Annotated in this window: 4 protein-coding genes; all 4 read right to left on the reverse strand. The window is 37.7% G+C overall.

What is annotated here, in order from left to right; all coding sequences use genetic code 11:
* Positions 1-52 precede the first annotated feature (52 nt).
* The 4 genes from QZU77_RS01125 to QZU77_RS01140 all read right to left on the reverse strand — a co-directional run bounded on the left by QZU77_RS01125 (position 53) and on the right by QZU77_RS01140 (position 13,480).
* Positions 53-9,970: an Ig-like domain repeat protein gene (locus QZU77_RS01125; RefSeq protein WP_295598750.1), complete on the reverse strand. Its 9,918-nt coding sequence runs from the start codon at positions 9,968-9,970 to the stop codon at positions 53-55.
* A gap of 478 nt (positions 9,971-10,448) precedes the next feature.
* Complete coding sequence (moaC, locus tag QZU77_RS01130) at positions 10,449-10,916, reverse strand: cyclic pyranopterin monophosphate synthase MoaC (protein ID WP_295598753.1); 468 nt, start codon at positions 10,914-10,916, stop codon at positions 10,449-10,451.
* 4 nt (positions 10,917-10,920) lie between these two features.
* The gene (locus tag QZU77_RS01135; RefSeq protein WP_295598757.1) at positions 10,921-12,129 is read right to left on the reverse strand and encodes a tRNA pseudouridine(54/55) synthase Pus10; all 1,209 of its coding nucleotides are present in this window, start codon (positions 12,127-12,129) and stop codon (positions 10,921-10,923) included.
* Position 12,130: 1 nt separating this feature from the next.
* Entirely contained in the window at positions 12,131-13,480 is a 1,350-nt protein-coding gene (locus tag QZU77_RS01140) for a signal recognition particle protein Srp54 (protein WP_295598935.1), read from the reverse strand.
* Positions 13,481-13,491 lie beyond the last annotated feature (11 nt).

Here is a 13,491-nt window from a genome sequence, read left to right on the forward strand (position 1 = left end):
AATAGTGTTAAAATTTTATTTCAAAAAAATAAAAAGGGAATTTTAAAATCCCCTATTTTTTTGCTTTTATATATCTTTTTATTTTATCGTTTTTGTAAGCTATTGTGTATTTTACTTTTTTACCCTTCTTGAATTTCTTATTTTTCTTAAGCTTTTTCATTGCTTTTTTATTTATTTTGAACTTACCGACACCAAATTTGTTGGTTTTTACCTTATAAGTCTTTTTAAGGAACTTTACTTTTACTTTGACTTTGCTGTAAATCTTTGATCCCTTAAATTTGACTTTAGTTTTATAATTTTTGCCTTTTTTAAGTTTCTTAGCTGTTTTCTTCTTCAATTTTAAAGTTCCCTTACCATTGGATTTCACTTTAACCTTGTAAGTTTTGCCTTTGAATCTGACTTTAACTTTTTGCTTTTTCATCTCGATTCCAAAGTTTACCTTAACCTTTCTTTTGCCTTTGTACTTGAACTTGACGTTTTTGCTCAGAGTTTTCTTTTTAGGGCCACTTACAAGAATCTTGATAGTTGCCTTTTTGGCCGATTTTTTGATTTTTGTAGTCTTTTTAGCCCAGACAGCATGTTTTATCTTAATCTTTTTGGAAACTTTAATTCCATTAAATTCTGATGTTACTTTATATGTCTTAGGTTTTAATCTAATTTTAAGGGAAGCATACCCTTTTGCATTAGTAACGCGATTATATGTTTTGCCATTTACTGATATTTTAACATTAGCTTTTGAAACAGGATTATTATTGCTGTCAACAACCCTAACAGTGTAATAGGAGCCGTCAAGATAGAACATTACAAAATTGTTAGCTATGATCCTATAAGTAACTACAGGTTTAGGAATAGTGAATATTGTATTATTGGCCAAATAATTAGCATCTCCATTGTAGACTGCAACTATAGTGCCGGTCAATCCAGAAGCAAATGTTGCATTTCCATCCTTAATTTGTGAAGTGAGGACAACTCCATTTGCATAAATTGTTATGTTGCCTGTAGCATTTGCCGGAACAGTGACGACAATATTATTGTCCACAGTAATCTTCATCGGAGTGTCCAATTTTGGAATAGTTATTGTGGTATTGACTGAAATCGGATAGTTATTTGAATCTCCTGAGTATTCAACCCTAAGAGGATATTCTCCAGATGTTAAATTGGACAGATCAAATGTTGCTACACCATCCGCAATATTGGCAGTATATGTACCATTATCAATAGTAATGGTCACATTACCTGTGGCATTTTTATCCAATATGATGTTTAAGGTCCTGTTGTCCAAATCTATTATGACACTCGCATCGTTATAGTCAGGATTTTTATACTCTTTTATAAATGAAGCATGATATGTTTTGGCAGTGTAGTTCTCATTGCCTGTGGAGACTGTTATTTGATGAGTTCCAGTTGGCAAATCATAAATATCTAAAATTCCAGTGCCATCATCATTAAATATCACATCACGTTTAATATCATCAATCATTACTGTTACATTGTCCTTGAGTTGAGAAGGAACCTTGATTTCAACTGTATCATTGGCAATAGTGACATTAATATCATAATCATCAATAGGCAGGCCGATGAATGAATCATTTAAGGTCACATCATTGTATTTTGTATCGTTTAAAAGTATTGCAGTCACATTATGCCTGCCCACTGTAGTGGTTACATTAATGGCATATATGTCCTTTCCAACTTTTACGCCAAGATATTCAACATCATCAATACTGATGGTCACGTTTCCATTGAAATCATCTGAAACTGTGACTGCAATGGAGGTATTCTGCCCATACTTGCCCGCAATTATAGTAATATTTGCTGTGAGATTGTTCAATTTACCTATGCTGAATTTTGCAACTGTTGCATTTCCTGCATACTTTGCATTACCTGAGTATGTGACATCCAAGGCATAATTCGCTTTTGGCAGTACCCCCAGGTTAATGTTAGCAACACCGCCGGCAACATCCGCTGTTACATTTTCCCCGTTTGGCAAAGTTATATTGACTGTGCCATCAGCATCAGTGTAATTAACGCCGACAACAACAGTTACATTATTATTTTTATCCACAATTACCTGCAGAACATTAATTGATGTGTTGAAAACAGGAATGGTGAATTCTGATTTGAATGAATCAGATGAAGTATAGTTATTGTCTCCAAGATACCTTGCAGAAACATTGTGTTTGCCCGGTTGAGCATTCACAACTGCACAAGTGGCTTTTCCAGCAATAACATCAACAACATGATCTACACCATCAACTGTAATGACGACCTTTCCTGTGGCTTTCAAATCAGTTTCAACAGTGATTGTGACATTTTCTCCAGGAACACTGCCTTCAACAACAATGCCAATTGTCGGATTTGCCTTATCTATTTTGAAACTTGTGTAGTTAATTTTTGTAACGTATTTATAATTGCCTGCACTCACTTCAAGCAAATGATTGCCTGCAGCCAATGTGGAAATGTTTAATACGCCACTACCATGTTCATTAATAGAAATGCTGTACTTTACACCATCAATGGTTAAATTAACATTGTCTTTAAGCTCAGGAAGAACATCCACTATGATAGTTGTATTTTCACCGTATTGACGCGGAATTACTGTAATTTCAACTACATGGTCGATAACATCTCTTCCGGTGAAGCTTGAAGTGTTTACAGTATCATCGTATCCTGTGTCATTTACTAACTTGGCAACGACTTCATGAATGCCAAAATTTGTCATTACTTCAGCAGTGAATGATCCATCAGGATTTTTGATAACTGGAGTGATGTTTTGCCCGTCAACACTGATTGTAACGTTACCGTCAGCATCATCTGGAACAATTACTGTTATTGTGGTGTATTCGCTGACATGTCCCGGATGTATATGAATGATGACTGTGGCATTGTTTAACTTGCCTACTTTGAAGTTGGTCAATGTTGAGTTGTGGCTGTATTTATCATCTCCTGAATAGTGTACTGGCAATGTGTAGTTGTCATTGTTTTGTTTTAAAATTCCTAAATTGATAACAGCCTGACCGTTTACAACATCGGCTGTGATAGTTTCACCGTTGATGAGAGTTACATTAACCTTACCTGTTGCATCATCCTTATCGATTTTTACAGTGATTGTAACATTATTATTATCCCCTATATCAACACTTATAACATTGACGGATGCATCAAAGAGCGGAACATTCAATGTCTTGTTTTCTTGTGCTTCAACTTCAAGGTAGTTATCATTACCAAGGTATTTTGCAGAAATGTTATATTGACCCGGCTGGATATTGAGGATTGTGAATGTAGCGTTTCCATCATTTTTAATGGCTACAATATTGTCTTCTCCATTAATGAGGATATTCACATAGCCTACTGCATCATCAGCAACACTTACACGAATGTCAATGTCACTACCTGGAGCAATTGTCTCAGGCGCGTGGATAACAATTGAATGTGTAGCTTTTGGAACTGTTATCCAGGTCATATTTGTTTTAGAAGCATAGTTTAGATTGCCTGAAGTTACGCTTACAACATGATTGCCTGCAGATAATGTTGAAACATTTAAAATGCCTGTGCCTTTTTCATTAATAATGATTTCATATTCATCATCATCGATGGTTAAGGTTACATTATCCTTAAGTTCGCTTGGAACGGTCACAGTAATGGTAGTGTTTTCGCCATGAGGACGCACAACCACCTCAAGTCCTATAATATAATCAGTGTTTGCTTCTCCAATGAAAAAGGTAGTGTTTGTTGCATCCTCGTATTTGGTATCATTCACCAACCTTGCAATTACTTCATGAGATCCTAAAGTTGTAGTTACATTAACAGTGTAAGTGCCATCAGTATTTTTAACAACTGGAGTGATATCTGCACCGTCAACACTTACAGTGACATTTCCATCAGCATCATCCGGAATGATTACAGTAATGGTAGTGTTTTCACCATACTTGCCGGGATTAATCACAATAACAACAGTCGCATTTGATAATTTACCTACTTTAAAGTTAGCGGTTGTAGTGTTTCCTGAATATTTTCTATCTCCTGAGTAGTGAACAGGTAACGTGTAATTCTCATTGCTTTTTTGTAAAATTCCAAGGTTAACAACCGCAATACCATCAATGACCTTAACTGTTACGTTATTGCCGTTCGGCAAGGTTATGTTCACAGTGCCGGTTGCATCCAATTTGTTTACTTTAACAGTGATTGTTACATTGTTGTTATCACTGACTGTGACATTTATGACACTTATTGATGCATCGAAAACTGAAACATTGACAGTGGCATTTTCTTTTGTTTGTGCTTGTGTATAGTTATCGTTTCCGAAGAATTTGGCTGAGATATTGTATATGCCCGGTTGGACATCCGTAATGTTTAATGTTGCTTTGCCATCGTTTCCGACTGCAAGGGTAGTTTCCTGACCGTTAATTAATATGGCCACATAACCTTCAGTGACATTTAAGACACTTACAGTAATTGTTGCATTATTTCCAGGAGCCACTGTAGCAGGTGCATCAACAATAATGTCTGGAGTGGCTTTTGGAACTATAATCATTGTGGAGTTGGTTTTAGTTGCATAAAACTCATTTCCTGATGTGGCTTGAATATAATGATTGCCTGCGGACAAGGTGGATATGTTTAACACTCCTGTGCCGTTGTCCACAATATTAATTGTGTATGAAATGCCGTCGATAGTCAATTTCACATTATCCTTAAGTTCGCTTGGAACTGTCACCTTTATGGTGGTGTTGCTTGCGTAACTTCTGACAGTGACATTTAACTTGATTTCATAAGTGTTGTTAATCGCTTTGATTGTTACAGTTCCATTATTGATTGTCACCTGATTGAATCCCATATATTGTCCTTTAATGTCGTATGATCCTTCTCCTCCCAGGTAGTACATGAACCACCATGTTTTATTGTCTCCACTTAAAAATGGACGAATGACCTGGTTGTTTGGTAGGAGGAATTCAAATCTTCCGCCAAGCTCTGAATTGTTGAAGTCACTTACGGCAGTAATGTTTACAACACTGTTTGTTGTGACAATGCTTGTAATGTTAATGACATAATCCTTATTTTTAACAACATGGAATGTCGATGAGTTTGAACTGGCTTCATATTCATCATCTCCGTCGTATGATACAATAATGGTATAAACACCGGTTTCAAGGTTGTCCAATACCAATTGACCTTTTTTGATTGTGTAAGTTTGAATCAAACCGTCTTTGGTAAGAGTTGCATTGATCAAATCTGGCTTATTTCCATTGAGTGTGACGTTGATTATCTCAACTTGACCCTGCTTGATGGAATCTGTTTCGATTACAATTATAGGATCATACTTGTATGAGTATATTAAACTGTCTTTTGAAGGCCAGTTAGTACGATTACCATTATAAATGGCAGTGATATTATATATTCCAGCCCGTAAATGATTGACATTACATTCAGCTACGCCATTTGTTAAATCAACAATACGGGAATACACGAGTCTTCCTTCACTGTCAGTTAAAAAGAAGGTAACGTTGCCCCTAGCAGGGTTTACTTTAGCATCAACTTTCGCAATCAATTTAATTCCGATAGCTGTTTTTTCCACGGTTAATTTGGTGGTAGTTTCATAACCTAAAATTTCCAAGGTTTCCTGTTTGACTGCACCGGTGTAATACTCATCGTCATCGTGTCTGACATTTATTTTAAAAATGCCTGCACTGTGCATGGTGAGGACTATCTGACCGTTTTCATCAGTCACAAAAACACCATCCACCATAGAAATATCATCATGGGAAATTGATACGGTAATGTTTTGACCAGATTCATTAGAATTTGCAGCAAGTACATTGGATCCAGTGTTTGAAATTCCTTTAGCTCCCCAATAGGTAACGTTTTCAAATTCTAAAGCCTCATCATTTCTTGTATAAATCGCATTCAAGTGATTGTCGTTACCTGAAAATGTGATGGTGAATACGTTTGCACTCTGCTCAATTGAAAATGATTTGGCATCCGCCTTATTTTTTAATAAAACTGTATTGGTAATTTTACTTTCACCCGGATTGTAGTAATAAATAGCGGAACCTATTTTTGCACGATTATATGTGAAATTGGAACTGTCAACAGTACCTTTGGCGGCGAAATATATTGCACCACCATAATAATTGGCGGAGTTATTAGTAAAAGTGGAATTAACCACATTACCTGTGCCTGCAAATCTTATAGCTCCTCCACCATTATAACTATACAGAGCATTATTTGTGAAATTACAATGGTAAACCTCACCTACTGATGAAGTGCCGCTAAAGCAGATTGCTCCACTACCATATGACCCCGGTGTGGAAATCTCAGCAGTAGCACTGTTGTTTACAAAGCTGCTGTAATACACCTTACCATCAGACAGGAATAGTATTACTCCGGAAGCGTCCCTTCTGTTGGATTTTGAACTGCAATTAGTAAATGTACAGTTTGTTACAGTACCGGTTGATGCAAACATGACCGCTCCAGCAGCCCATAAAGAGGTATCCCCCATCACAAAGCTATTGTTGAAATTACAATTGGACAATGTACCTTTAGATGCAAATGATATTGTTCCCGCACTGTACTCGGAACTCCTCGCATAATTATTTGTGAAATTACAATATTCAACCCTACCATCAGAGACGAATCTTATTGCTCCTGCTGTGTAAGCACCTCCGTTAGCAGTGTTGTTTATAAAATTACAATATAATACGTTTCCAGAAGATAATGAAATGGCTCCCCCTGTCATACGGGCATGATTATTGTCAAAACTGGAATTGGTCACCACACAGGCAGAACCGGAAACGGCTCCTCCATAATACCCTACACGGTTATTTATGAACTTACAATTTTCAACAATTGCACTTGCCCCGGAGTTAATATAAATTCCAGCACCTCCACCATCTTTTGCAGCATTATTTATGAAAATACTGTTTGAAACCTCACCAACAGAGGCATGGAAGTATACTGCTCCACCATTCCCCTCCTTTACACTGTTATTTGTGAAATTTGAATTGTCAACAATTCCTGAACGAATAAAGACTACAGCACCCCCGTGCCCATCTGCAAAATTATCAGTGAAATTACAATATTCAACCAATCCAGAACTTCCAGCCCCATTACTCCTAAAGAATACTGCCCCACCACCAGGAGTTAATGTTATGCCAAATCGAGAGTTATTAACAAAATTGGAATTTGAAACTGAACCTCCATTATAGAAATAAACTGCTCCTCCACCACAAAAATTAGTATATGATGAATAAGCAGTATTATTTTTAAAATTACAGTCATTTATAGTTCCATCACCCAATATACATATTGCTCCGCCGCCAAAATCATTATAACGAGCATAATTATTGGTAAAATTACAATTATCCACCATAGCAGTTGCTCCATTAGCTGCGCATCTGAAAAAGATTGCACCCCCTCCAGTGTTTTGGCCGGCATTTAATTTAGAGTTATTGATGAAATTAGAACTGGAAACTGTCCCGCCGTAATTGAAGTGGATAGCTCCACCCCCATTTAAATTCATATTCCCTATTGCAGTATTATTTATGAAATTACAATTTTCCACAGTACTTGTATCAGTGAATCTTATTGCTCCACCGAATGCTGCGGAGTTATTTGTAAAGTTACAATCGCCAACAGCACCCTTGGATGATGTATATATAGCCCCACCGCTTAAGAAATTACAATACTGAATGTTACCTGTGCTTGAACTAATTGCACCACCGTTTCCATTGGTTGCAACGTTATCTGTAAAATTACAGTACATGACTGTAACGGAACTCATTAAAATAGCTCCACCATTTCCAATATCTGCAGTGTTTTTTGTAAAATCACAATATGCAATTTCACCTGATTTTAAAAATACAGCACCTCCACCATATCTTGTGTTTTTTACAGTATTGTTTGTAAAGTTACAATATCCAATAGTGCTTGACTCGGAATATATTGCGCCACCAGCAGCTTCGGAAGATCCAACACTGCTGTTTATAAAATTACAATATTCAATAGTGCCGGATCTAGAATAAATTGAACCTCCATTTATATATGCATTGTTGTTTGTGAAGTTACAGTTGATAATTGTTTCACCCGGACTGTTGACATATATTGCACCTCCAGAACTGGTTAGAGCAGTGTTATTGAAGAAAATACAATTTTCAACTGTGCCAAAATTGTTAATAAATATTGCACCCCCTAGACGGGCAGAATTATTTGTAAAATTACAATCAGATATTGTACCTCTGTTGGTTGATACAGCACCACCCCTTAAGCCTATAGAATTATTAATAAAAAGACAATTGAATACGATTCCTGAGTTAATGTGGAGAGCTCCGCCACTTCCAAATGTTGCAGTGTTGTTGGTGAAATTACAGTTCAAAACACTTCCCTCTTGGGAAATAGATACTGCACCTGGAGCGATACTATCTGTACTCCTAGCACGATTACCCGCAATATTACAGTTTTCAACAATACCATCATAAAGTAAAAAAGCAGAAGCAGATTTAGCAGTATTGTCTATAAAATTACAGTTTAATATATTAGAATTTCCCTGAATCCTAAAAGCTCCACCAGAAGCACCGGCATTATTTTTTGTGAAATTACAATATGATAAGTGAAGTGAAGAACCGCAATAGATGGCACCACCACTATTACTGTTTCCACAAGTGTTATTTACAAAGGTAGAATTAAATATGCTTCCCCCAACGCCATAATAAGATACTGCACCGCCAGTACCGTTTGCGGAATTGTTATTGAACTTACAGTTAACAATTTTACTAACTCCTGTAAAAAAGTAAATGGCACCTCCATGTCCACTAGCAGTGTTATTATTGAATGTGCAGTTTTCAACTATATTTGTAAATGAGCCGGCCTGGCCAAAGTAAATAGCACCACCCCAAGCTTTTGAAGTATTATTAGTAAAAATACAATTTGATACGGTGCCTCTGGAAATAGTAAGTCCACCACCAAATGAACCTGCAGAATTATTAGTAAAGTTACAGTTTACCACATTTCCTAATTTCTCAATTGTAACTATACCTGCCCCCTCACAATTTATAAAACTAGAATTTTCAATATGGGCATTGCCGCCAACAACAAGAGAGGTATTTCTTAAAGTAGAATTGTATAACTCAAAGTCATATGCAAATCTCAATCCTCGGTTACCGGTGTTATCGGTAAAATTAGAATTGGAAATGATACCGGAAGATTGGGAATAAATTGCTCCAGCAACACCTGTTAGAGCACGATTGTCTATAAACTTACAATTATCAACTATTACATATGAGGAATAAATAGCTCCACCATTCCATCCTGCCACATTGTCTGTGAAATTAGAATTCAGCAAATTTAAATTATTGGTCCATCTAATGGCACCACCATTGCCTGCATAATTATCGGTAAAACTGCAATTTTCAACAGTGCCAAACTTTGAATAAACGGCACCCCCGGTTATGTTTGCATAATTGTCAATAAACTGGGAGTTTATCAGATTTAAGGTGCCAGAACATAAAATAGCTCCCCCATCACCATTGGAATGATATCCGTTCTTAATGATTATGTTCTTAAGGGTTAAAGTATACCCATTGTCTATTTTAAATATTCTTCCCTGTTTGCTTGCATCGATATAATTGCCCTTTCCATCGATTTCAAGGTTTTTAGAAATAGTAATGCCGTCACCACTGCTTGCAGTAAAGGTGTAATTTTTGTTTAGCTCAAGAGTTGCTGCAGCATTGTTTATTTCAGTCTCTAAATCAGAAACATCCCCATCTGCAGTTAAAGTTTCCTGATTTTCATCAGTGCCAAGAATTTCATCATCTAACTTCATCGTTGACGATTCATCAACTTCACTGACAATTTCTTGATCAACTGTAGCTAATGTTTCGTTATCATCAAATGCATTAACTGAATTGATTGAAACGAACAGAAGCAATAATATTGATAAGATCGTCAGAATTTTTATATTTACTTTAATAATAGCCATAGTATTTCATCCTATAAAAGTTTATTAATAATTTGAAAATCATGAAAAATTTTAAAATATTTATCAAAAAATAGTCTTAAAATTATTGAAATATCACAAATCTTATTGTTTATGAAAGATATAACATATGCAATATTATATGTTACATATATTACATAACACCATATATAAATGTTTCTTTAAAACAAGAAACTTTCATAAAAATAATCAGATTTATAAAAAATTATAGAAATTATATACATTACTATAAATTTTTAAAAAAAATGGAAAATATCAAAAAAATTACGCAAAAATAGAAAATTAATTAATTTATTGTTAACTTTGAATGATATCTTCCCATTGAACCACTCCGGCTTAAAGAAGCCGGAGAATTCTTGCACAATAATGTTAAAATAATTCAATACCTACCTTACAAAACAAACAAAAAAAATATTCAAAATGATGGAAATTTAAATAAGAAAAATAAAAAAAATGAAAATTAAATTTTTTCTTTCTTAATGACCTTAATGTCACTTATTCTGGTGTCAGGGTATTGGCCATCCTCATCCTTTTCAACAGCCTTTACCATATCCCATACTGTTAAAAGCGCAACGCTCACACCAGTGATTGCTTCCATTTCCACACCAGTCTTGCCTAAAGTGTTCACTGCACATTTTGCGATGATTTCATCATCCTTGACCTCAAAGTCAAGCTCGATTCCGGTCAATGCCAACGGGTGACATAACGGAATTATTGAAGAGGTATTTTTAACGGCCTGTATGCCGGCAATCTGGGCTGTGGTGAGTACATTGCCTTTCTTGATTTCCTCATTCTGTATCAGTTCGATGGTATGCTTGTCCAGGAATATGCTTCCTTGAGCAATAGCCCTTCTTTTCTGGTCAGGCTTGTTTCCTACTTCAACCATGTGTACTCCGCTGTCTGTTAAGTGTGTGAATTCTTCTGCCATATTATCATTTCTCGCTTACTTCCAATACATCCAATTGTTCGCATATTGCCTTGACACCAAGTATATCGCTCACGTTGGGCTGGCTTCTTCCCTCGTCGCCTGAAATCAATTCCTTGATGTAGAGTCCCCCTTCGGTTTTTATCTTCATGTTGAAGGTGGTCTCGTCAATGATTTCATATGATAGGTCAAGAACGTGCTTTACGCGAACCATATCTGTTCTTCTTCTTAAAACCCTTAATGGGGTTTGCTGGTTGATTTCATTCAATTCAAGTAATTCCTCAAGCTTACCTGCATCATATGCCTCTTCGCATTTCACGATTGCATTGTAAACCTTATATGCGTCAGGTGAGGATTGCTTTATCTCCGCCTTTCTTGGCCTTTCGCATAGGTGAAGGTTGTGGTAAGCGGTCTTGCCCTCATTGATTTTATTGATTTCAGCTTCCATTTTAGCCAAATCAAGGTTTCTTATCTTCGGCTCCTTTATTTCGAGGACGAATTGCCTTCCTGAGCCAAGCATTAGCACGTCAATGTCTTCCCTACCTGCCCCGTGGAATTTGGCTTCCTTGCCGTGAGTTACTTTAAGGAAGTGCTCGGATATTAGTTCCTCGACAGATTCAGGGTATTGCTTGCCTGTGAAGTTGCATTCCTCACATCCTCTTCCCTTGCATTTGGTGCATGGCCATTTTGTCTGCGGGATTCCGCGCTTGTACTTATTGTATTTTCCCTCAATGTATAATGGGTTGATTTGTATTCTCACCTTCGGCTCGCCGGTGAGGTCGATGTTGAACACGATGTCCTGCCTTTCGAATTCCGCATCCTTGTCGAATCTTTCCCAGATTCCAAGTCCGATTAATCTGTTGACTTCCTTTTTAAGTGTTTCCACACCGAGATTGAATTTTTCAGATAGCTCCTCATCCCTATTTTGAATGTCCTTTGGAATCTGTGAGCCGACCAGGAAAGTGTTGAATTCAACGCCCAGCTGGCTTATCTTGGCATCAATCTTATCATAGAGCGTGTCATCGAGCTTGTCGAATATATTATCACATATTACACAGTCGACATCATTCAAATCAATGTTAAGCTCATCGCAGACCTTATCTGCCCTTTCGATGTTGTTTGTGCCCTCGATTGTTTTTGAAAGTTTCCTGCCGAGGCAGTGCTTGCATATTCTGCCGTCACATTCGTCAATTATCTGTTTAGCTAGTTCGTACATGTTATCTGTTCATGAATTGACCCATCATACGGTTCATGGCTCCTCCGCCCAGGCGGCCGCCACGTTTTCCCAATCCTTTCATGGTCTTTTTGGTATTGTTATAGTATTTCAACAGCTCCCTGACTTCACTCTCATCCACACCAGAACCGCGTGCGATTCTCTGGATACGTGACTGCTTGATGATTTTAGGGTTTAGCATTTCCTCATCGGTCATTGATGACATCATTATCTTATATGAGTCAATCTTGTCCTCGGTCATCTTTGAGGCTTCCTTGGTAATCTTGTTTCCCATTCCGGGAATCATGTTGAGCACCTGCTGCATCGGACCCATCTTGTTCATCATCTCGAACTGGTTCTTCATGTCCATCAGGGTGAACTTTCCGGTTAGCATGTTGTTCATTGTCTTTTCGGCAATGTCCTCGTCAATGTTCTCCTCAGCCTTCTCGATGAGGGACTTGATGTCGCCCATTCCAAGGAGTCTTGAGATGAACCTTTCAGGGTCGAAGAGCTCGAAGTCATCCACCCTTTCACCGGTACCGATGAACTTGATTGGCGCGCCGGTTTCCGCCACTGCAGACATTGCGCCCCCACCTTTGGCTGAACCGTCGAGCTTTGTGATTATGATTGAACCGATGTCGGTAGCCTGGGAGAATGCCTTTGCCTGCTCGCCGGCCTGCTGGCCGATGGTACCGTCGATTACAAGTATTGCCTCGTTAGGGTTGATGATATTGTCCAGCTCATCCATCTCTGCGATGAGGTCTGATTCCTCCTTGTGCCTTCCGGCGGTATCGAATATGATGACCTTACGGTTCTTGAACTCCTGAAGACCCTTGGCGGCCAGGTCGAGGGCGTCCTTGTTGTTCGGATCCCCATACAACGGCACATCCATTTCCTCTGTCAGCTGCCTTAGCTGCTCATATGCTGCAGGCCTCCATGTGTCTGTACATACCACCGCAGGGTTGAAACCCTTTTTCTGAAGGTATCTGCATAACTTGCCGATGGTTGTGGTTTTACCTGAACCCTGAAGCCCTAGGAAAAGTATCTTGTAGGGCCTTTCGTTGATGTCAAGGCCTGCGGCCTCGCTGCCCAACAGGTTTACCATCTCTTCATAAATGATTGTTATAACATGCTCCCTTGGAGTGATTCCCTTTGGAGGTTCCTCTTCAAGAGCACGGTTTTCTATTTTCTTTGATAAATCCAATACTAATTTGATGTTAACGTCTGATTGAATTAATGCACGCTGAATGTCCTTCACTACTTCCTTGATTGTTTTCTTGTCGATAACGGACATTCCCACTAATTTTTTCATCGTATTAGTAAGGTTTTCTCCTAAATTTCCGAGCATAATAATCACTTGTAATA

This window comes from uncultured Methanobrevibacter sp., assembly GCF_902774605.1.
Taxonomy (GTDB): Archaea; Methanobacteriota; Methanobacteria; order Methanobacteriales; family Methanobacteriaceae; genus Methanocatella.

Excerpts from the sequence above, each read along its gene's own strand:
- QZU77_RS01125 (WP_295598750.1), bottom strand. The coding sequence starts at position 9,970 with ATGGCTATTATTAAAGTAAATATAAAAATTCTGACGATCTTATCAATA.
- QZU77_RS01135 (WP_295598757.1), bottom strand. The coding sequence starts at position 12,129 with ATGTACGAACTAGCTAAACAGATAATTGACGAATGTGACGGCAGAATA.
- moaC (WP_295598753.1), bottom strand. The coding sequence starts at position 10,916 with ATGGCAGAAGAATTCACACACTTAACAGACAGCGGAGTACACATGGTT.